The sequence below is a fragment of the Janthinobacterium salmonicoloratum genome, from assembly GCF_051380845.1.
Lineage (GTDB): Bacteria > Pseudomonadota > Gammaproteobacteria > Burkholderiales > Burkholderiaceae_D > Janthinobacterium > Janthinobacterium lividum_F.
Map to the genome: position 1 here is coordinate 1,040,555 of NZ_JBNYXV010000001.1, position 23,125 is coordinate 1,063,679.

Consider the following 23,125-nt stretch of genomic DNA (forward strand, 5'->3'; position numbering starts at 1 on the left):
GCTTGTTTCTCTTTAGCAGCATTGGCAAGCGGCAAGTGAGGTGAAGGAGGCTTATTGCACATGGCTGCCTCCTGCGGCTGGCACAGCGGCCGGCACGGGCAAGCGGGGCGCGACGACAGGCTGGTTGGCGCTGTCCGTCGCCTGCGCGGGCGCACTGGCGGGCTGGCTGCTGAAACTCAGTCCCGGCCCCGCCCTGCCCTCCCTTTCCACGCTGCGCACCTCACCCTGCGCGCGGCGCGCCTTGACTTGCTCCAGCACGGGGTTCGAGCACGAGCCTTCGATGAAGTCGGCACGCAGCAGCTCGCCGTTCTTGGTATCGAGGAACAGGCTGTGCGGATCGCCCAGGTTGCGGTTCGACGCTTCCATCATGCGGCTGGCGCGCGGCAACGTTGCGCCATCGACCTTGATGACATGGCTGTTCGGCGTGATGCCGCAATAGCTGTACTTGCCTTCCACGTCCGTAGTGAAGTTCGTGCCATCCTCCATGTACAGGCGCACGCCCGGTATGCCCAGTTCCTCGCCGTCCTGCACGTGGTTGTTGTTGCAGTCCACAAACACCTTACCGGCGATGCAGGCATCCGTGGTGAACACGCCGCCCGTCACTTTCACTTTCGCGCGCGCCTCGTTTGAGGGCGGGCCGTTGGTGGTCGTGGCCTGGGCGCGGTTGATGCCGTCGCCCTGCAGCGAACCGACGCCCACGCGCAGGCGGTAGCGGAAGCTGGCGCTGGCGTTCGGTGCCAGCGATTCCAGCTTGAAGCTCAGTTGCGGCCCCGGCTTGCCGGACGGATCGGGCTGCAGCACATTGTTGCGCGTGGTGGTGCCGTCGATGTAGCGGAAACCGGCCGGCAGCTTATCGAGCACGCTGACGCCAAACGCCGTCGCCACGCCCGTGTTCTTCACCTCGATCGTGTACTGCAGGCTGTCGCCGATCTCGGCCTGGGCCTTGTTGACGCTCTTGCTGATCAACAGCATCGGCTTGTCCGTCGTGTTGAACACCACGGGCGTGAAGCTCGGTGGCGTGGCGCCAGGCGAGGCCGGCAACAGCAAGGTATCGGCCGAGCTGGCCAGGGCCAGCACGCTGGCGGGCGCCACCGGCGTCGTCGACGTCCCCGTGCCGCTGTAGCTGTGGCCAATGTTCATGCCACCGCCGTCCGTGCCGAACATGGTGCTCGCATACACCTGGTTCAGCTGCGGCACGGTGGGAATCGCCGCCACGCTGCCAAAGTCGACCAGCACGGTGAAAACGATGTTGCAGCTTTCCTGCGGCTGCAAGTCGCCCTTGCCGCTTAGCAAGCCAAACATGGTGACGCCGTTGAAGTCGGGATTGGCGACGCAGGCCGTGGCGCTGGCGGGCCGCGCCGTGACGGCCAGGCTGCCCGGCTTGAGGGTGACGCTGGTCGCCGTGGGGAAGACGGCCCTCAGGTTTTCCGCCACTTGCACCATGGTCGAGGTCGGGTATCCGGCAGGATAGCGGTTGGCCGCCTGCACCGTGTAGCTGATCTCGAACTTGCTGGCGTCGACTTGCTGTTGCGCCGACACTGCCTTGATGACATCGACCACTTGCCGCAGCAACACCACGGGTGTGGGCGTGTCTTCGCCCGTGAAGGCGACGCCGCCCACGGTATCCGAGGCGTTGCCATTGCGGTTGGGATCGACCTTTTCCGCCAGCGCAGCCACGTCCGCTGCCGTGGCCACGGCGCCCGCATGGCTACCGCCATTGTTGGAAGCGTCAAACACGAGGCTGCCCACGGGTGGCGTATAAGTTGGATTGGCGGCGATGACGCCTGCGGCCGGGGCCGGCGGCACGCTGATGGCGCCGCCCGCGTTGGCGACATTGCCGCCCAGCGCACTGGCAAACACGCTGTTGTTGTACTGCGGCAAAGTCGTCTGCTGCACCGTGATTTCCACGGTGAAAGTGATGACGCTCGACTCGCCCTCGCCCAAGGCTGCATCACCGTTGAGCAAACGCAAGTCGCTGCCGCCGCAACCGCCCGTAAAGCCCGGGTTGACGGCCAGTTGCTTGCTGCCGCCTATGGCGGGCGCGGCAGGTGGCGCGACGATGCGGCACGTGACCGGATCGGGGAAGGCGGCGCGCAGGCTGTCGAGCGCCTGCACATTCTGCGCCGCGCCCTTGCCCACGTTGCGGATCACAACCGTGTACGGCACAGTGAAGACTTTGGCCGACAGCTGGGTCACCTTGCCCACGCCCAGCGCCACGCCGACGGCCGGATTCGCCACGTCCGTGACGGCCGTGCAGTCAGATGCCTGCGCGCAGCGTGGCAAATCGGCACCTGTGGGCACGATGGTGTTGCTCAGGGTGCCGCTGGCGGCCACTTTCGCGCTCACCGTGACGGCGGCCACGGCATTGGGCGCCAGGCCGGCCGGTACCGTACACACCAGTTTATTTGCGGCCAGCGGCGCGCAGGTGGTGGGCGCGGCGGGCGTGACGACGATATCCGTCAGGCTGGCGGCCAAGTCGTCCGTCAGCGTGATGGCTGCCGTGGTGGCACCGCTGCCGCCGTTGGTAGCCGTGATGCTCCAGCTAACGGTGTCGCCGATGCTGGCATTGGCCTTGTCCACCACTTTCTTCACCATCACGCTGGGGCTGGTGACGTTGGTCGTCGTCTGGCAATCGCTTGGGGCCAGGCACAGCGGTGCATCGGGACCCGACGGCACGACGCGGTTAAGTGCTGCGCCCGCCTGGGTGACGGTGGCCGACACTTCCACGCTGGCTTCGCCGCCATTACCGATCAGGCCGGCAGGCACGCTGCAGTTCAGCACATTGCCGGCCACAGGTGCGCAAGTGGCGCGCACAGGCGTGACCAGCACGTTTGTCAAGCCGGCCGGCAAGGTGTCGACCAGGGGCATGGCGGCGCGCGTGGGACCGGTGCCCGTATTGCTGGCCGTGATGGTCCACACGACGGTGTCGCCCACGTTGGCGCTGGCGCGGTTGACGCTTTTCCGCACCGCCACCTTGGGTCCCGTCAGCACGATGCTGGACTCGCAGCTGTTTGCCTGCGCGCAGGCTGGATTGTCCGGCCCGCTCGGCATCACGCGGTTCGACAACGTGCCTTCCAGCGTACCGGTCGCCGTCACGCGCACGCTGCGCGTGCCATTGCCGATAGCCAATTGACCAGCCGCAATGGTGCAGCTTTGCACGCTGTTCGCCACCCAGTTTGCCAGCGGCGGACACGTCACGCCAGCGTCGGCATTGACCGCAAGCACCGTCAAGTTCGGTGGCAGGATATCGGCCAGGGTCACCACGCCCTGGTTGGCCACGCCGCCGCTGTTGACGGCGGTAATGGTCCAGATGATGCTGTCGCCCACGTTGGCGCTGCTGCGGTTCGCCGTCTTGCTGACGCGGATGACGGGACCCGGCATGGTCACCGTGGCCGTGTTCGGCAAGTCATACTGCACTTCCGTCGAGCTGGTGGCGATGATGCTGACGATGGTCGAGACATTGCTGGCTGGCTGGATATACGACAGGCCGAAGCTATGCGACTCGTTGGGCGCCAAGCTGGCGGGCAAGCCCGTTACCGTCAGCATGCCGCTGATGGCGTCATAGCTGCCGGCCGCGCCGCTCAGGGTCACACCCATCAGGCCCTGCGCCAGTTTCAAGCTGTACGTCACGTTCTCGGCCGTGCCGGGACCAACGTTGCTATAGCTGACGATGCCGTTGATCTGGTCGCCGGCGCTGGTGGTACCAGGGAAACCGTTCAGTGTGGTGGTCACATCGACCAGCAGCTTGATGGCCGTAGTGGTGGTGCTGCAGTCCGCCGCCTGCGCGCAGACAGGATTGTCCGGCCCGCTTGGCAACACCGTGTTCTGCAGCACGCCAGCCGCGCTGGCCGTGGCGCGTAGCACCACTTGCGCCTGTCCGCCCGGCGCCAGGCCGGCCGTCACGCTGCACGTGACGATATTGCCCGCCACGGGCGCACAGGTGGCCTGCTGCGTGGATAGCACTTGCACGCCGCTGACGCCGGCTGGCAGGTTGTCGGTGAGTACGATGGCGGACTTGGTCGCACCCGTGCCGCCATTGCTGGCGGTAATGGTCCAGGTCAGCACGTCGCCCACGCTGACATTGCTCTTGTCGACGCTCTTGCGCACCGTCACTTGCGGCGCCACTAAGGTCGTCGTGGCTTGGCAGGCGCTGGCCGTATCGCAGGCGGGATTGTCGCCACCGCTGGGCAAGACACGATTCGACAGGGTGCCACCCAGGGTGCCGCGTCCCGTGACGACGACCTTGCGGCTGCCGTTACCGGCGGCCAATTGACCTGCCGCAACCGTGCATGCCTGCACGCTGCCCGCCGTCCAGCTTGCCACCGGCGGGCAACTCACGCCCGCATCAGGCGTCACGCTGAGCACCACGATGTTGGCAGGCAGCACATCGCTGACGACGACCGGGTGTTGATTCGGCAAGTTGCCCGTGTTCGTCGCCGTGATGGTCCAGGTCAGGATATCGCCCACGGCCGCGTTCACCTTGTCGACCGTCTTGCTGGCGCGGATCACGGGGCCGGGCAAGTTCGTCGTCGCCATATTCGGCAAGTCGTTGACGATTTCCGTGGAACTGGTGCCTACCACGCTGCTGATGCGCGAACTGTTGCTGGCAGGCTGCGTGTAGAACAGGTTGAAGCTGGCGCTCTGGCCGGCGATCAGCGTGGCTGGCAAGCCGCTCAGCACATACATGCCCGTGCCGCTGTTATAGACGCCGCTGATGCCGGGCGCGCCGCTGACGGGGCTGAGAGAAACACCGCTCAGGCCCGCTTCCAGCTGCAGGCTGTAGCTCATTGTTTCCGCCACGCCAGGGCCCACGTTGGCAAACGTCACCACGCCACGGATGGCGTCGCCCGCATTGCTGCTGGCGGGGAAGCCGTTCAGGGTGGTGGTCACGTCGACCAGCAGTTTCGATACCACCGTGGTGGTCTGGCAATCGCCGGGGACGGCGCAGACGGGATTATCCGGCCCGCTCGGCACCAGCGCATTCGCGAGGCTGCCCGACAAGGTGGCCGTGGCGCTCAGCTTGACGGTGGCGCTGGCGCCGGCGGCCAGGCCGGCCGGCACGCTGCAGGTCACGACATTGCCCGCCAGCGCAGCGCAGGTGACGGGCGCCGTCGGTGTCACCAGCACATTCGCCAGGCCCGCAGGCAAGGTATCGGTCAGGGTGGCGATGGCCGTGCTGGGACCGCTACCGCTATTGCGCAAGGTTAAGGTCCACGTCAGGGTATCGCCCACGTTGGCTGCCGTCTTGTCGACGCTCTTGCTGGCGTTCAGCATGGGCGCGCTGACGGTGCTGGTGGTGCCGCAGTCGCCCGCCTGCAGGCAGGCCGGGTTATCCGTGCCGCTGGCGCTGACGCCATTGACAAGACTGCCTGCTGCGGCAGCGCGCGCCGTCACTTGCAGCGTGGCATTGCCACCGGCGGCCAGGCCAGCCGGCACGCTGCACGTGAGCACATTGCCGGCCAGCGGCGCGCAGGTGACGGGCGCGGCGGGCGTGACGACGATATTTGCCAGGCCGGCCGGCAAGGTATCGGTGATGGTGGCGACGGCCGTGCTGGCCCCCGTGCCGCTATTGGCCAGGGTGACCGTCCACGTCAGGCTGTCGCCGATATTCAGGGCCAGCTTGTCGACGCTCTTGCTCAGCGCCAGGCTGGGGCTGGTAATGGTGGTGTGTGTCTGGCAACTGCTGGCCTGGAAGCAGGCCGGATTGTCGGGGCCGCTCGGCATGAGCTGGTTGGCCAGGGTGCCGCCCACGCTGGCCTTGCCGGTCAGCACGATCTGGCGTTGGCCATTACCGGCCGCCAACTGTCCGATGGCCACGCTGCAACTCTGGCTGCTGTTGGCCACCCAGCTGGCCAGCGGCGGACAGGTGACGCCGCTGTCGGGCGCCACATTGGTGACGATGATGTTGGCCGGCAGCAAGTCCGTCAAAATGACTGCGCCCTGGTTGGCCAGGCTGCCCGTGTTGCTGGCCGTAATCGTCCAGATAATTTCCTCGCCGACATTCGCCACGGCCTTGTTGGCCGTCTTGCTGACACGAATGATCGAGCCGGGCATGGTGACGGTCGCCACGTTGGGCTGGTCGTTCGGCACTTCCACCGACGTCGTGGCAATGCGGCTGACCACGGTTGAGAGGTTGCTGGCCGGCTGGATATAGCTGAGCTGGAAGCTGAAACCCTGCCCCTGCGCCAGGGTGGCCGGCACGCCGCTGAACGTCACCAGGCCGGAGCCCCCGTTGTAGCTGCCCGCCACGCCGTTGACGCTCACGCCAGCCAGGCCGGGCGCCAGTTGCAGACTGTAGGTCACGCCTTCGGCCGGGCCGGGGCCGATATTGCTGAAATTGACCGTGCCGGCGATCGTGTCTCCCGCATGCGTGCTGCCTGGAAAGCCGTTCAGGGTAGTGGTCACGTCGACCAACAGTTTCACGGCCGTGCTGGTGGTGCTGCAGTCGCCGGGCTGCGGGCAGACAGGATTGTCCGGGCCGCTTGGCACGACGGTATTGACGTAGGCGCCGGCCGCATTGGCCACGCCCTTGACGACGATATTCAGCGTGCTGCCCGCCGCCATGCCGGCGGGAATGGAACATACCAGCTGGTTGCCGCTCGGCACCGCGCACGTGGCGGGCGACGCGGGCAACACTTGCCACAGGGTCAGGTTGGCCGGCAAGGTGTCGGTCAGGGTGATGACGCCCGTGGTCACGCCCGTGCCCGTATTGGCCACGGCAATGGTCCAGGTCAGCGCGTCGCCCACGTTGATATTGCTCTTGTCGACGCTTTTATGCACGGCCACTTGCGGGCTGAGGATGGTGGTGCTGGTCTGACAAGAAGCGGCCTGGGCGCAGGCGGGATTATCGGGTCCGCTCGGCAACACTTTATTGCCCAGGCTGCCACCGGCCGTGCCCCTGGCCGTGATGGTAATGCTGCGGCTGCCATTCACGGCGGACAACTGGCCTGCCGCGACAGTACATGCTTGCGCGCTGTTGGCCAGCCAGCTGGCCAGTGGCGGACAGCTGACGCCGGCGCCCGGCGTGACGGACAGCACCGCCACGTTGGCGGGCAGGATATCGGTCAGGGTTACCACGCCCAGGTTGGCCAGGCTGCCCGTATTCGTGGCCGTGATGGTCCAGGTAATCGTCTCGCCCACGTTGGCCGTCGTCTTGTCGGCCAGTTTCGTCACGCGGATGATGGGACCGGGCACGGTTGCCATGGCCGTGTTCGGCAAGTGGTTCGCCACTTCCACCGAGGTGGTGGCGATGCTCGACGTCACCATCGACAGATTGTCGGCCGGCTGCGTGTAACTGACGTTGAAACTGGTGCTCTGCCCATTCGCCAGGCCCACGGGCAAGCCGCTGAGGGTGACGACGCCCGTGGCGGGATTGTAACTGCCCACGGCGCCCGTCAAGCTGACGTTGCTCAAACCCGGCGTCAGCTGCAGGGTGTACGTCACGCCTTCGGCCGGGCCCGGTCCCACGTTGGCGTAGGTGACGGTGCCGGAAATCGTGTCGCCCGCCAGCGTATTCGGCGGGAAATTGTTCAGGGTGGTGGTGACATCGACCAGCAGCTTGACCACCGTGGTGGTGGTAACGCAATCACCGGGCAGCACGCAGGCGGGATTGTCTGGCCCCGATGGCAGCACGCTGTTGACGGCAGACCCGGCCAGGGTGGCCGTGGCGCTGACGATGACCTTCGCCGAGGCGCCGGGGGCCAGGCCGGCCGGCACGCTGCACGTCAGGTTCTGGCCCGCCACGGGCGCGCAGGTGACGGGCGCCTGCGGGCTGACCACGATGTTCGCCAGGCCGGCCGGCAAGGTGTCGGCCAGCGTGACGGCGCCTGTGCTGGCGCCCGTGCCGCTATTACTCACCGTTAAGGTCCACGTGAGCGTGTCGCCCACGTTGACGCTGGCCTTGTCGACGCTTTTCTTCACCGCCACGTTCGGGCTGGTGACGGTGGTGGTGGTCTGGCACTGGGCCGGCGTGGCGCACGCGGGATTGTCGATGCCGCTCGGCACGAGGCTGTTGGCCACCGTGCCGGGCGCATTCGCCACGGCCTTGATGAGCACTGTTGCCTGCATGCCGCTGCCCAGTCCTGGCGGCACGGTGCACGTCAGCGTGGTACCCACAGGCACGCCGCAACTGGCGGGCGCCACGGGCAGGATCTGCAACGCGCCCACGTTGGCGGGCAAGCTGTCCGTCAGGATAATCGGGCCATTCGTGGGGCCACTGCCGCTGTTGATGGCTTTCAGGGTCCACGTGATGGTGTCGCCGAGGTTGACGGTGGTCCTGTCGACGCCTTTCGTCACCGCCACGCTGGGGCTGGTCACCGTGCTGGTGGTGGCGCAATCGGCGGGCGTGGCGCAGGCAGGGTTGTCGGCGCCGGATGGCACGATGCTATTGGCATACGTGCCCGCCGCGGCAGGCTGGGCCGTGACGGTGAAACCGGCGACGCCACCGTTCGCTGCCAGGCCGGCCGGCACCGTGCAGGTGAGGATATTGCCTACTGGTACGGCGCAGGTGGCGCTGCCGATCAGCGCGACATTCAAGCCTACCAGGTTGGCCGACAAGGTATCGATCAGCGTGATGGGCGCGGTGCTCACGCCATCGCCGCTATTCGTTGCCGTGACGCTCCAGGTCAGGGTGGCGCCGATATTGATGCTGGCATGGTCGACGGTTTTCGTCACCGCCACCTTGGGGCTGGTGATCGAGGTGACCGTGCGGCAGTTTTCCGCCGTGGCGCAAGAAGGATTATCGGGTCCGCTCGGCATGATGCGGTTCGCCAGGCTGCCGCCCGCCGTGGCGTGCGCCGTGATGGTGATGGTGCGGCTGCCGTTGAGGGCGGCCAGCTGGCCTGCGGCGATGGTGCAGGTCTGGGTGCTCGACGCCACCCAGCTGGCCAGCGGCGGGCACGTCACGCCCGGCGCCGCCGTCACGCTCGTCACCACCAGGTTGGGCGGCAACAGGTCGGCCAGGGAAACCAGGCCCTGGTTGGCGATATTGCCCGTATTGCTGGCAGTGATCGTCCACGTGATGTTCTCGCCCACGTTGGCCGTCAGCTTGTCGGCCACCTTGGTGACGCGCACGTTCGGCCCCGGCACCATCACAGTGGCCGTATTCGGCAAGTCATTGGCCACTTCGACCGAGGAGGTGCCGATCACGCTGGTGACAAACGAGCTGTTCGAGGCAGGCTGCGTGTAGCTGAGATTAAAGGTGACGCCCTGCCCTGCCGCCAGATTCGGCGGCAGGCCGGACAGTACGATGAAGCCTGTGCCCGCGTTGTACACGCCCGTCACCCCGGTGACGGACACGCCCGTCACGCCTGGCGGCAATTGCAGCGTGTACGTCAGGTTCTCGGCCGTACCCGGCCCGATGTTGCGGTAGGTGACTGTGCCGCTAATGGCGTCGCCCGCGTTCGTCGATCCGGGAAAGGCGTTCAGGGTAGTGGTCACGTCCACCAGCGCCTTGCTGACGACAGTGGTGGTCTGGCAAGCAGCCAGCGTGGCGCAGCTGGCGCCATTGCCGCCGGACGGCGCCACACTGTTGACGAAATTGCCGGCTGCCGTGGGCACGCCAGTGATGCTGACCTGGGCGCTGGCGCCCGGCGCCAGGCCGGCGGCTAGCGTGCAGCTGAGCGTATTGCCGGCCAGCGGCGCGCAGGCGGCAGGCGCCGTGGGCGTGACGACGATGCTGGCCAGGTTGGCCGGCAGGGTATCGGTCAGGGTCAGGGCCGCCGTGGTGGCGCCCGTGCCGGCATTGTTCGCCGTCAAGGTCCACTGCACGGTGTCGCCGATGAAGGCGCTGCTCTTGTCGACGCTTTTTTGCACGCGCACGAGCGGGCTGACGATACCCAGCGTGTCGCTGTCGACATTGTTCGCGGGGATGGGGTCCAGCGTGGTGGCGCCGGCCGTCGTGGTGATCGTCAGGCTGCCGCTGGCGGGCAGGTTGAAGGTGGAACTGCAATTGATGCGCGAGCCGGGAATGAAGGGCGCCACGGGTGCGCTGCAGCTGGCCGTGGCGCCGGCTGGCAAGCCGCTCATCACGCAGGTGGGCGCAGCCGCGTTGTCGGGGCCGTTATTCGTGCACACGCCCGTCACCGTCACGGGGGAACCGGCATTGTAGGGACCGGCTGGCACCGTCGTGACGGCTTGCATGTCCGCCTGCAGGCGGCGGTTGCTGATGGTACACGTGACGGGCGCCTCGGGCATCGTGAAGTTGCCCGCGTTGGCGGCGCCGGATCCGATCACGGCGGCCGTATCCGTGCGCACGCAACTGTAGCTGCTCTGGTACTGCGCCAGGATGGTGGCCGTGCCAGCGCTTTCCGCAAACGTCACGAGGTTGCCCACACGCACCACGGCGCTGGCCGTGGCGCCATTGCCGCCCTGCACACCGGCCGTGCCGTTGGCATTCATGATGAACAGGCCGCTGTCGCTAATGGGCGCCAGCGCCTTGACCACCGTCAAGGTATTCGTTTTGACCGTGGCCGTGGTGCTGCTACTGTTGTTGCTGAGATCGCTATCCGTTTCATTGGGCGAGACGGTCACCGTGGCCGTATTCACGATGCTGGCGGCATCGCCCGGCGTGGCCGTGATCGTCACCGTCAGGTAAGACCCCGTGCTGGGGTCGCTGACGGCCGCATTCAGGGGCAGGTTGCCCATGGTAATGCTGACGCTGTTGCTGCCCGAACCCGAAGTTTTCGTGCCGCAGGAAGCGCTGCCGCTGGCGGCGCAAGTCCAGCTGACGTTGCTCAAGCTTGCCGGCAATACATCGTTGAAGGTGGCGCCCGTGCTGAGGGCCGGGCCGCGGTTCCACACTTTCATGGTATAGCTCAAGGGCTTGCCGACGGAAAACTGCGCCGGGCCCACCTTGCCGACGGCCAGGTCGGTCTTGCTATTGGTGCAGTCGGCATAGGAACTGGCCAGGCTGGGGTCGCGCAACTGCGCAGCGGGAATAATTTCCGTCACATTGTCAGGACGCGTCCAGCGCATGTGCAAATAATTGATGCCGCCCACGTTATTCCACAGGACGCGGGCCAGATAACAGCCACCGGGCGTGGCGCTATTGAAATTGCCGGCCAAATTCTGGAAATCCGTTTCATTATTCGAATATTCTGCCACGCTGCCCACGGCCACGTTGTACACGGTATTGCGGTAATTGGTCGAATACTGGGTCGAGAAATCGACCTTTACGTCGTCGTCGTGCGAGACGCTGAACTTGTAGTTGCCCGCCTGCGGAAACACCACCAGCGTGTACATCACGCGGCCCATGATCCAGGCCCGGCAGGCAGCCGACGTTTGCTGCGTATCGAAGTTGCATAACTGCGCGGGATTGGCAGGGGTGCCATTGGCCCAGTCCAGCTGCGCCGAGGTGCCCGTGCGCGCCGCGTTGGCTGCCGGATTGGCGGCCAGCGCCGCCAGACTGCCGAGCCGGGCCGTGCTGCCGGCGTTGAAGCCATTGTTGTAGTTGGGCGTGGGCGGATTGGCCGGCACCCGCTCGATGCCGCGGTAATCCTCCCACAGCACCTGTGCAGTGGCGGGCGCGGCGGCACCCAGCAGCAGGGAAGCCAGCGCCAGCGGCGCAACATGACACTTGGAAAGATGGGGTAAGCGGACGCGGCCAACAATCGCGGCCAGCATCCCCATGTAGCGCCCGGCGGACGAAAAAGCTGCATGGCGGCCGCAACGGCCTGCCGTTTCCTGGTGTGTTTTGATCATGTTGTTCGCTAAGAAATGTACTGCTGCAAGGTGTAGACCAATATAAAAATGACATTTATTTGTCATGATTATATGAACAAGTAACAGTTCAAGCGTACGACAACAGTGGTTTTTTTGTTTCCAACAAAGAAATTAAATTATCTCGTTGATATTTCGCAACACATTGATCAAATTAATCGTGCAGTTACGCTGACATTCTATTTCCTGACGCATACTGATCAGCTCGACATAATATTTAAATTGTCATTTATATAATGATGCGAAACTATCAAATGGGTAGTTTGTTTTTCAAAAGAAATTATTAATGCTCATTATCAGCACTTATTTCAATACGCATTTCTTTCCATAGCCAGTAATCGCTTGATTCTATCCCGCACTGCAGCAGATTCATTTTCCAGCGCCTGCTTTAATACCAATTGCATTGCGTTCACCTCTGCTGTCCTGCAGGACATGGCATGTGGCAAGATGCCTTGGTCTTGCAAAACGGCTTCGCACGCGATCCGGCTAGCGCGCCGATGCCCGGATCGCTTACTATCGCCCCATTGCGCCCTGCGCCACCACCGTTGCCATCCCTTTGCCAGGAGTCCTCATTGATGCCACATGCCCACCGCCGCGCGCTGCTGGCCTGCGCCTGCGCCTTGCTCGCGGCCTGCACCCCGTTCGCCCCGCCGCCCGCCGCCTCGCTACCCGCCGCGCCAGTAGCGGCGCCAGCCGTGCAAGCGCCGCTGTGGCAGCAGCCGGGCGTGCATGTCTTGCACATCGCCCCGCAGGAATCCCTGCTGACCATTACCGTGCGGCGCGGCGGCGCGCTGGCGCGGCTGGGGCATGACCACGTGATCGCCAGCCGCAACTTGCAGGGCGTAGTGGCGCCCGCACTGGGGCGCGCGCAGTTTCAGTTCCGGCTGGATGAAATGAGTGTGGATGAGGAAAGCTTGCGCCAGGCGGCCGGCCTGACGACGACGCCGTCAGCCGACGCCATCGCCGGCACGCGCCACAACATGCTGGTGCGCGTGCTCGAGGCGGAGCGCTATCCGTGGGTGCGTATTGACGCCCGGCGCACGGGCAACAAGGAGGTGCTCGACGCCGATATCACCCTGCATGGCGTGACGCGCACGCTGCAACTGCCGGTGCGCATCGAGCAAGCGGCCGATGGACGCAGCCTGCAGGCCAGCGGCAGCCTGCTGTTAAAACAGAGCGACTTCGGCATCGTGCCCTTCGCCGTCCTGGGTGGCGCCATGGCCGTGCAGGACCAGATGGAACTGGCGTTCCGCATTACCGCCCGGCAAGACCTCAGCGCGCCAGGATCAGGCGCAAGCCCAGGCCGATGAAGATGGTGCCGGCCACCCGGTCCAGCCACAGGCCGGCGCGCGGGCGGCGGTTGAGCCACTTGCCGACGGCGCCGGAAAAATAGCCGAGCAAGCCGAACAGCACACAAGCCTGCGCCGTAAATACCAGACCCAGCTGCGCCGTCTGCCAACTGGCGTTGCCCTGGCCCGCGACGATGAACTGTGGCAGGAACGAGAGAAAAAACAGCACGACTTTCGGATTGATACTGTTGGCAAGCAAGCCCTTGCCGAACAGGCGCAGCAGCGTCTCGTCCGGCAAGGCCGCCGCGCCATCGACTCTGGCGCCGCCACGGCTACGCAAGGCGCCGATGCCCAGCCACACCAGGTATAGCCCGCCAGCCACTTTCAGCGCGGTAAATGCGGTGGGCGACGCGGCCAGCAGGGCCGACACGCCGATGGTCGCCAGCACGGTGTGCGTGAGGCAACCGAGGGCGCAGCCCAGGCCGAACGCCATGCCCTGACGGCGCCCGCGCGACATGCCCACGCCCAGCACCATCAGGTTGTCGGGGCCGGGACTGGCGGTAATGACGACGGCGGCCGCCAGGAAGGCCAGGAATTGGTCGGGACTGAGCATGAATATCTCGCGGGCAAAGGCGCCATGATACCGGAGCGGGCGCCATGTCGGCAGGATATGAAATTGCCCGTATGTCACCGAGAGTCGATTAAAATGGGCACTCCACAGCAAACGACGCTGCCGCCAGTCCCGCGCGACCATCACCAAACCCATCGATGCCAGCCCACCCGCCCCCATCCCGCCACCGCGCTATCAGCTCCCGCATCAGCGCCTGGCTATGCGGCTGGCCGCTTGTGTTCGGCCTCCTGTTGGGCTTGCTGGGCTTGACGGGCGCGGCGCACGCAGCCCCCTTGGCCCTGAACAAGCAAGGCATCCAGCACCTGGGCAACGGTGGACAACTGTTTCTTGCCGGAAGTGACGCCGCGCCTGCCGATGCAGCCGCCCTGCCCGCCTGGCTGGCACGCCAGCGCCCGGCCGACCAGGTCGACCTGTTCGGCGGCGCCTATTGGCTGCATGCCCAGGTACGCAACGACAGCAGCGAAACGGCCTGGGTCATCGACCCGAACGATACCCTGATCGATCTGGTCGATCTCTACGTGTATGGTCCCGGGCCGCACACGGCGCCGCAGACCTTGCTGACAGGCTACCAGCGCCCGCACGAGTATTTGTTGCACTATGGCAGGAACGTGCAGCTGGCGCCGGGCGCCACGTATGACATCCTGATCCGTTTTTCCAGCCCCTACTACGCGCGCGCGCCCATGTTCGGCGTGAAGACGCAGCAGGACTACCGCAAGCTGGTGGCAAAGGAAAATTTCCTGATGGTGGCGTCCATCGGCGCCCTGCTGGCGCTGGGCCTGTTCAATTTCTTCATCTTTTCCATCACCCTGGACAAAGCCTCGGCCTATTACGCGCTGTACGTGCTGACCTATGGCCTGGCCTGGGCCATGACCTTCCACGTCTTTGCCGACCTGTTCGACTGGCACCAGTTGCAGTTGCATTACGTGCCGTTTTTCCTGCTGCCCGTCTTCAGCACCCTGTTCTACATGCATTTCCTGCACCTGCGCCACTACTCGCCCATGCTGTACCGCATCAGCAAGGTCAACCTGGTGCTGCCCTTGCTGTTCTTGCCCACCTGCTTCTTCGCCCTGTCGTATGCGCACACCCTGGCCACCATCGCCATCAGCATCTGGATGCTGCTGGCGCTCATCTGCGGCATCGTCGTCTGGTGCCGCGGCTACCAGCCGGCGCGCTTCTTCGTGCTGGCCTTCGTCGCCCTGATGCTGCCCGGCTTTCTGATCCTGCCGGCCAACCTGGGCCTGATGCAGGCCATGGTGGCCAACGCCCAGCTGGTGACCCTGCTCGGCGGCACCTTCGACGGCTTGCTGCTGGCCTTTGCCCTTGCCGACCAGATCCGCCTGCTGCGCAACAACCTGGAACAGCGGGTGCAGGAACGCACCCTGGCGCTGACCCTCAGTAACGACGCCCTGCTGAAGGCCAAGGAACACGCGGAAGTGGTCAGCCGCCACCGCATCGATTTTCTGTCCGCCATGAGCCACGACATCCGCACGCCGCTGGCCGGCGTCATCGGCATGCTGAAATTCGCCCTGCGCGACCAGTCCGTGCGCGGCCGCACGCAGGAATACCTGCGCATCGGCCTGCACAATGGCGTCTCGCTCCTGACCATCCTCAATGACATCCTCGATTTCTCGAAGATCGACGCAGGCAAGCTGACCCTGGAAACCGTGGACTTCGACTTGCTGGCGCTGATCGGCGACGCGACCGGCATCGTGCAGGGCCAGGCCGACGCCAAGAGCCTGCTGCTGCGCCGCGAACTGGCGCTGGACCTGCCGCGCTACGTGCGCGCCGATCCCACGCGCCTGCGGCAAATCCTCATCAACCTGCTGGGCAACGCACTGAAGTTCACGGCGAATGGCGAAGTGCTGCTGGAAGTGCGGCACGCCCGCACGCCGCCGCGCCGCGACGGCCGCAGCGAGATCGAATTCATCATCAGCGATACGGGCTCCGGCATCGATGCGGACACCTTGCCGCGTTTGTTCCAGAAATTCGAACAGGCAGACCATTCCACCACGCGCCGCTACGGCGGCACGGGCCTGGGCCTGGCCATCTGCAAGGAACTGGTCGAACTGATGAATGGCACGATAGGCGTGGAAAGCCGGGTCGGCATCGGCTCGCGCTTCCATTTCACCTTGCCACTCGCGCCGGGCAGCGCGCCGGCGGCCGATGCGCGCCGGCCGGCCCGCCACGCGCGTCACGCCTGCCGCCTGCGTATCCTGTGCGCCGAAGACGTACGCACCAACCAGATCATCATCGGCACCCTGCTGGAAGGCATGGGACATGAGGTGACCATCGTGGAAAACGGCGAGCAGGCGCTGCACGCGCTGGGCACGGGCGCCTACGATTGCGTGCTGATGGATGGCCGCATGCCGCTGATGGATGGCGAACAGGCCACGCGCCTGATCCGCGACGGCGGCAACGCCCAATTCCCCATTACCGATGCGCATATCCCCATCCTCGCGCTGACGGCCAACGCCAGCGAACATGACCGGCAACGCTACCTGGCCTCCGGCATGGACGACTTCCTCAGCAAGCCCGTCGACGAAGCACTGCTGTTCGAGAAAATCGACACCATCATCGACCTGCTGCTGGCGCGCGGCCACGCACTGCCACCGGCCGTGCCGGGCGAGAACGATACCCTGGCGAACCAATTCGGCCTGGACGACGCCAGCACCATGGCGCAGGCGGACACGCCGGCGCCGGCCGATCCCATGACGGTGCCCGTGCACATCCTGCCGCTGGCAGGCTTGTCGCCGCAGCACTTGCAGCGCATCGCGCAAGCCTTCCTGTTGGAAGCGCCGCGGCGCCTGGACCTGGCCTGCCAGGCCGTGCGCGATGGCAATGCCAGCGCGGCGGCCGCCGCCTTTCACGCCTTGAAGGGCAGCGCCGGCTACCTGAGCCGCCCCACCCTGCACAGCCTGTGCCACCAGATGGAGGCCCTGGCCTCAAGCGGCAAGCTCGAGAATGTGGGACAGTTCCTGCCGCAGCTGCAAGAGGCGCTGGATGTGGCGCGGCGCGACCTCGAAGCTCAGCCCGGCGGCTGAGGCATCCAGCCACGCGATTGCAGCCACGCCAGCAGCAGCTGCGGCCAGGCTGCCGGCTCGCTGCCCGACTTGCCCAGGCCCCAGCCATGGCCGCCGTGCCGGAACATATGCAACTCGACGGGCACGCCCGCGCGGCCCAGGGCGGCAGCCATCAGCCGGCTGTTCTCGGGTGGCGAGATCGGGTCGTCCAGCGCCTGCGCGATGAACATGGGCGGCGTGCGCGCATCGACGTGCAATTGCACCGACAAGGCGTCGCGCGCCGCCTGCGTGGGGTGACTTCCCAGCAGCTGCCTCTTCGCATGCGTCGTGTCGAATGGCGGCTGCATGGTCAGCACGGGGTACAGCAGCACGGCAAAGTCGGGCCGCGCGGACACGCCATCCATCGCGTCGACGGACGTGTAGCGGGAGACGTCGGGCTGCACGGCCGTCATGCCGGCCAGGTGCGCGCCGGCGGAAAAACCGAGCATGCCGATGCGCGCCGGGTCGATGCCCCATTCGGTCGCGCGCGCACGGATCACGCGCATGGCGCGCTGGCCATCCTGGAAGGGCGCGGCCACCCCGCCGCCTTCCTGCGGCAGGCGGTACACGAGTTCAAACGCCGTGATGCCCTGCGCCTGCAGCCAGTCGGCGGCCGGGCCGCTTTCCTTGCCCGCCTCGATATGCGCATAACCACCGCCGCTGACCAGCAGGATCGCCAGGCCGTTCGGCTGCGCCGGGCGGTGCACGATCAGATACGGTTGTTCGACCTGCGTGATGGAGCCCTTGGCGCTGTCGCGCTGCGGGCCCGGCGCCGCCCCACCGGGCGGCGCGCCGGGCCACAGCAGGATAGCGCCGGACGGCGCGGCGCTGGCGTTCAGGTGGACAAGGACAAGACACAGCAGCATCAGACGTTTCATGATTCGCTCGCGCAGGACTCAATGAAACGCCATGATAACCAGATCGCTAGAAATCCGTCTCCCCCTGGATCACGGCCGGATAACCGGTCATGGCGCGCGAGGTCTGCATGCCGGCCATCACGGCCGCCTCCACGCATCCCGCGTTCAAGCCCGTCTTGATCCAGTCGCCCGTAAGGAACAGGTTGCTGAACCCTGAGTGGTCGGTGGCCAGCCGGTACTGCGTGCTGCCCACCACCGACATCACGTAGCGCTCGGACGGGTCGACGTTGGCGCGCCAGTACTGGCTGTCGAAGCGCGCCGGCCCCGTGCCAGCCTTCGCATCGACCAGCCATTGCCACGGGAACGCGCCCGGCGCGCCCGCCTCGGGCCACAGCGCGCCGATTTCCCGCTCCAGCTGGTGCAGCGCTCCCTCTTTGGCCTTGGCCGCGCAGCGGGCGGGAAAGCCCGTGTCGGTGACGGGCGGGTAGCTGTCGACGGGGAAGGCGCTGCAAAAATACGAGACGTTTTTCGGCGCCAGTCCCGCCGGCCAATCTTCGTGCGCCAATAATTGATCCATGGGCGCCCACGTGTCGTACGGCTCAGTGAAGGCCGACAGCACCGGTTGCTGGCCCTTCGGCTGCGTGGTCCAGCCCATCTGCGACAGGTTTTTGTTCAGCCACACCTGGTAAGCCTGCGTGGCCACGGTTTTCACCTTGTCGGCCGCCAGTTGCAGGGCCGGGCTTTGCGCCAGCAGTTGCGGGCATAAAGCCTGCAGCGAGCCGATGGAAATGCCGAATACCACCTTGTCGAAATCGACGCCCTTCTTCAATACCGTGGCGGGCAGCGCGCGGCCGAACGCTTGCTGGTACTGCTGCGGCCAGTCGCTCCAATACGATTCCAGGTTGACTTCTTGCGCTTGCAGCAGCGCCGCCTGAGCCGGTTCGATCTGCGTGTAATCGGGCGTGCTGGGCCAGCAAGCGAGGCCTTTGACATCGACCAGCGGCGCGTAGCCGGCGGCAGGGTCCTTCAATTGCACCTGCTGCGTGATGCGAATGCTGTCGATGTCGCCGGCGCCCGGTACCAGTTCTTCCACGCGCTGGAAGAATTTGAATTCCACGCCCCTTTTTTTCAGCACTTCGTACATCGGCGTGAAAATCGTGTCGCCCATGCCGGCCTGCATCTTGAACATGATGCCGCCCTTGTAGGCCAGGCCGATGCGCGCCATCGCGCGCAAGAGCGTGCCAGCCTCGATGTTCGGCTTGCTGAAATCACCGCCCTCGTAGGCAAACACCAGGTCATAAAAACCGCGCACGGGAGCGGAATTGACGCTGAACTGCTCGTCGCCGCCATGTTTTTTCAGCCAGGCGCGGAAGTCGATATCGTTGATGACGTCGAAGCCGTTCTTGAACACGCCATCTTCGAACATGCCCTTCATGACCGTGATGCCCAGGTCCAGGCAGGTGAACAGGCGGCGCAATTCATCGTCGCCGTCGATCAGGGCCCGGTAGCGCAGGCGCAGCCAGGCACGGATGCCGTTCAGGGTACTGGCCAGCAGCTGGTGGCGGGCCTGGTCATGACGCGTGGAATCGGGCGCCAGGTCGGCCACCAGCGCTGCCAGCGCGCCCACGGACAGGCTCACGTCGAGGCCCAGCTCATCGGCCTGCCCCACCACTTCATCGGCCAGACGGCGCAGCCAGCCCGGCCACGCGCCCCCGCCTGGCGCCGCGGTGGCGCTGGCACGCTCTATGCGCGCATCGGCATCGGCCACTTGCCGGATCTGGTGGATCCACTGCTCGATCCAGCCCACCATGGCGATGGCCATCTGCCACAGGGTGATGTCTTCGCTGCCCTCGCCCGGTTCGCCCGGCAAGGTGGGAAAGACGATCGACCAGTTGCGCCACTTGCCCTTGACATCTTCCGACAGGGCCACGTAATCGTGCTGCTTGAAGGCGTCGCGCCAGGTGGCCAGCGGTGCGCCTGCCGGGCGATCCAGGCTGGCGTACGCTTCCTTGATCATCTTGAACGCATTCGCATAAAAGCCGAACCAGATATGCAGGCCATGCTCCTCGATGCGCTGGCCCACTTGCGCATTGCGCCCGCTGGCGCCCTTGCCGCCCAGACGCCACCCCAGCTGATAGACGGTGATGGCGTGCTGGTTTTGCCAGCCCGGCTGGTTTGTCAAATAATACGCGGCCGTCATGGCCGCCACGCCGCCGCCCAGGATGGCGATCTTTTGCGGCGCGATGCTCGAATTGTCGACCAGCTCTTCGCCCGGCATGGCCGTAAAGTCAAAGTTCACATTGAACGGCAGGATGGCCGCCTGCGGCCCCAGCTGCAAACCCAGGGTCTGGTCCAGCGGGAAGCTGTCGAAGGCGTGCAACGTACATTCGTATTCGTAGCCGAGCAGGCGCGCGCTGTGCAGGCGGTTGATCTCGGCCGGCGCGGCCACCAGGGCCTGGTACACGGCCTTCACGCCCGCGCTGTCGGGGAACTGCTTGAGGAATATCTGGTCGATGCGGGGATTGCGCAGCAAGGACAGAATATCGGCCCAGCCGGCCTGGTCCATGTCGAAAAAATCCGGGATGGAGAGGAAAATCTTGAACGCCTGCTCGATGAGTTCGAGGAAACTGTTGACGGGTTTATGCGGCCCCGTCTGCACGGTGGCATTGACTTCCAGCAGCGGGTGCAAGGCCAGTTTCGTTTCCGGCGAAAAATGCTGGAAGCCTTTGGCCGCCACGGAGCAGCGCAGCGGCTCGCTGCCGGCGGCGGGAATCTCGTAGTCGCACAGGTATTTCGGATAGCCGAACAGTTCGCGCCCGTTGATCAGGGCCATCGCGTCATCGACAAAAATATGGCACGGGTACCAGTAGATATGCGCGAGCTTGCCCGCCGCATCCATCTCGCCGACCATGATCCAGGTGACGATGTCCACTTCCGTGATCCAGCCCTTGGCCTGGTCGACGGGGTTGGCGGAGTCCGCATGGTTGACGCGTGTAAACGTCAGCATCACATACGGCGACAGGGCTTTCAGGGTCAACTTGCGGCCCGCCACCTGGTTCAAGGTGTTATTCACGGTCGCTTGCAATTTCGCCAGGTCGCCCCTGACGAAATAGCCGTACATTTCCGACTGTTTCAGTTGCAGCGGCGAGTGCATCATCACCGAACCGCCCTGATAGATATACGAAGGTCTTGCCGAAGGTATCGCCGTCATTGCCCTGTCCCCTTTAAATTTCATTCAAACAAGATTTCTACAGTGTATTTGAGAAAGATCAATGAATGATATGAAATAAATTAAAGGATTTGCCAAGATGCATAGGCTCAGCAGGAAGGAGAAAAGTACAAGCGAAAGGCAAGTGGCGGCCATCCGGTGTAGGATGGATCATCCGTGCAAAGCAGGTGAGCTAACCGAGAAATGATTACTACCGACTACGTATCCACCTATTCAGGCAACCGTTTTTATCCCTTGCGCCCGCATATCGACAAGGTAGCCATTGAAGACATTGCCCACGGCCTCGCTTACCAGTGCCGCTTCAATGGGCAGACGCAAGTGTTTTACTCGGTCGCCCAGCACAGCCTGATCGTCGCAGAACTGGTGCCGCCCCATTTGCGCCTGGCCGCCCTGCTGCATGACGCGGCCGAAGCCTATCTGGGCGACATGGTGAAGCCCTTGAAAGTGCTGCTGCCGGAATTTGGCGTGCTGGAAGACAAGGTCAGCGCCATCATCGCCGCCACCTATGGCCTGGACTTTTCCGATTACGCGCCCATCAAGCAGGCCGACCTGATCGCGCTGGCCACGGAAAAGCGCGACCTGATGCCGCACTCGGCCGAACGCTGGGCTTACCTTGACGGCATCGCCCCCTTGCCCGGTATAATCGAAGCCATGGGTCCGGCCGAAGCCAAGCAGCGCTTCCTGCATGCCTTTACTCAGTTGGGCGGGCTTGGGCTTGCCGCATGAATGTTTCCACCCTGCCGCACGACGGGCGCTAAGCCACGGTTTTTGCACGGCTTTTTTAGATATCCACAGCAACTGTGGATAAAGTTGTTGATAAGCCCCTCTTGACAAGCCGCAACACTAGTATTGATGCGGGTTTCAACAATTTGCTGATTTCACAGGCATTTTTTTACCCCAATGAAATCAATGACTTAGAATCATGAGTTTGCGCTAGCGCAAAGTTACTCGACTACCATGAAAATATATTTTGCTGTGCATAAGCAGTCCCGGCGCCAGGCCGTCTTGCTTGAACAGCATTGTTTTGACAAACCCCGCAGACTGGCATAGTGTGGAGTAGCGAGTACGATCAACAGTGGATAAACGCATGAATATGGAAAGCGATAGCGCCGCCAAGGGGGCGGACGAACCCGACTGGCTGGTCGACGAGCCACTGGAACGGGCTGACGCGGCGGCAGAGCCTGCCAACGCGGCGCCTTGGCGCGTGCTGATTGTCGATGACGATGTTGACGTGCATGTGGTGACCAAGTTCGCCCTTAGCCAGGCCAGCTTCCAGGGCCGCAGGCTGAGCTTTTTGCACGCGTATTCGGGCGCCGAGGCGCTGACCTTGCTGCGCAGCACGCCCGATATCGCCGTGGTGCTGCTCGATGTAATCATGGAAACCCAGGATGCCGGGCTGCAAGTGGCGCGCCAGGTCCGCGAAGACCTGCACAACAGTGCCGTGCGCATCATCCTGCGTACGGGCCAGCCCGGCCAGGCATTGGAACACCGCGTCATCATCGATTACGACATCAACGATTTCTGGTGCAAGACCGACCTGACGACACGCAAGTTGTTTACCACCGTGATCGCCTCGCTGCGCACCTACGCAACCTTGCGCGAAGCGCAGCAACAAGTCGCCGAGCTCGCTGCCGCCCTGGCCCAGTGCGGCGACACGCCAGCGAAACCGGCCGGCGGCACGCCCTGACCATCCGCCGTTACTTTCAGTCATAAAAACAAGAGCACTGGATAGGCATACAGGCTTGTGGCATGCCCCATTTTGGCCCATCTTGCCGCCCGATTGCATGCGCTGGCGGGCTCCAATTCCCTAAGTGGCGGATTGTTAAGCGCTTTTTCAGATATCCACACGGACTGTGGATATCTTTGTGGATAAGGGCCTATTGACAGGTCTCAAAGCCACAGCCCGTGCGGCTTTCAATAAACTGCTCAATCAAACAGCAAAAATAAACCTCATTAAAATCAATCACTTAGAAACTCACACATAATCACAAGAAAATTATTTCGACAATTTCGCTAACCCATCATTTGTGCATAACTGAGCCGTAATGATCAATCCGACAACGCCGGCTTAGCGCTGCTGGCAACACAATTGCCGTGCGGATACTCAATGCAAGGTCTGGCGGCGCTGCTCCGGGTGCAGCAGTACGCGCTCGATCAGTTCGGGGGCGACATTATATGACTTCAGGTATTCCAGCGCGCACAAGGTGCTGAAGGCCGCCTGCACGGCGATGCCCAGGTTGACGATGTCGCACATTCTCTGATCGATGCGCACATGGCGCACCATAGGTATGACAGGCATATGCAGCGTTTCTGTGGAATGATGCATGATAAGCAACTCCTGC

9 protein-coding genes are annotated in these 23,125 nt (G+C 64.2%); 4 read left to right on the forward strand and 5 right to left on the reverse strand.

Features of this window, described 5'->3' with window-relative positions:
* Positions 1 to 51: 51 nt before the first annotated feature.
* Positions 52 to 11,700 (reverse strand): hypothetical protein, encoded by an 11,649-nt coding sequence (locus ACQ4WY_RS04820; protein ID WP_436503051.1) that lies wholly within the window; start codon positions 11,698 to 11,700, stop codon positions 52 to 54.
* A 593-nt stretch (positions 11,701 to 12,293) separates the two neighbouring features.
* Between ACQ4WY_RS04820 and ACQ4WY_RS04825 the strand changes: the two genes are divergently transcribed.
* Positions 12,294 to 13,028 carry a YceI family protein gene (locus ACQ4WY_RS04825; RefSeq protein WP_436503052.1) on the forward strand — a complete coding sequence of 245 codons (735 nt, stop codon included), beginning with the start codon at positions 12,294 to 12,296 and terminating at the stop codon, positions 13,026 to 13,028.
* Here the strand turns inward: ACQ4WY_RS04825 and ACQ4WY_RS04830 are convergent.
* Positions 12,991 to 13,620: a LysE family translocator gene (locus tag ACQ4WY_RS04830; protein WP_436503053.1), complete on the reverse strand. Its 630-nt coding sequence runs from the start codon at positions 13,618 to 13,620 to the stop codon at positions 12,991 to 12,993. The two genes, ACQ4WY_RS04825 and ACQ4WY_RS04830, sit on opposite strands and share 38 nt — an antisense overlap.
* Positions 13,621 to 13,853: 233 nt before the next feature.
* Here ACQ4WY_RS04830 and ACQ4WY_RS04835 point away from each other — a divergent pair, with 233 nt between their 5' ends.
* The gene (locus tag ACQ4WY_RS04835) at positions 13,854 to 16,679 is read left to right on the forward strand and encodes a hybrid sensor histidine kinase/response regulator (RefSeq protein WP_436503054.1); all 2,826 of its coding nucleotides are present in this window, start codon (positions 13,854 to 13,856) and stop codon (positions 16,677 to 16,679) included.
* Here ACQ4WY_RS04835 and ACQ4WY_RS04840 read toward each other — a convergent pair.
* Positions 16,664 to 17,575, reverse strand: a complete 912-nt coding sequence (locus tag ACQ4WY_RS04840) for an alpha/beta hydrolase (RefSeq protein WP_436503055.1) — start codon at positions 17,573 to 17,575, stop codon at positions 16,664 to 16,666. The two genes, ACQ4WY_RS04835 and ACQ4WY_RS04840, sit on opposite strands and share 16 nt — an antisense overlap.
* Before the next feature lie 46 nt (positions 17,576 to 17,621).
* Positions 17,622 to 20,765: an NAD(P)-binding protein gene (locus ACQ4WY_RS04845; RefSeq protein ID WP_436503056.1), complete on the reverse strand. Its 3,144-nt coding sequence runs from the start codon at positions 20,763 to 20,765 to the stop codon at positions 17,622 to 17,624.
* 201 nt (positions 20,766 to 20,966) lie between these two features.
* Between ACQ4WY_RS04845 and ACQ4WY_RS04850 the strand changes: the two genes are divergently transcribed.
* Entirely contained in the window at positions 20,967 to 21,509 is a 543-nt protein-coding gene (locus ACQ4WY_RS04850) for a phosphohydrolase (RefSeq protein ID WP_436503057.1), read from the forward strand.
* 361 nt (positions 21,510 to 21,870) lie between these two features.
* Entirely contained in the window at positions 21,871 to 22,470 is a 600-nt protein-coding gene (locus tag ACQ4WY_RS04855; RefSeq protein ID WP_436503058.1) for a hypothetical protein, read from the forward strand.
* 417 nt (positions 22,471 to 22,887) lie between these two features.
* Here the strand turns inward: ACQ4WY_RS04855 and ACQ4WY_RS04860 are convergent, their stop codons facing one another.
* A complete protein-coding gene (locus ACQ4WY_RS04860) occupies positions 22,888 to 23,082 on the reverse strand; it encodes a hypothetical protein (protein ID WP_436503059.1) in 195 nt (64 codons plus the stop codon).
* Positions 23,083 to 23,125: the final 43 nt, after the last annotated feature.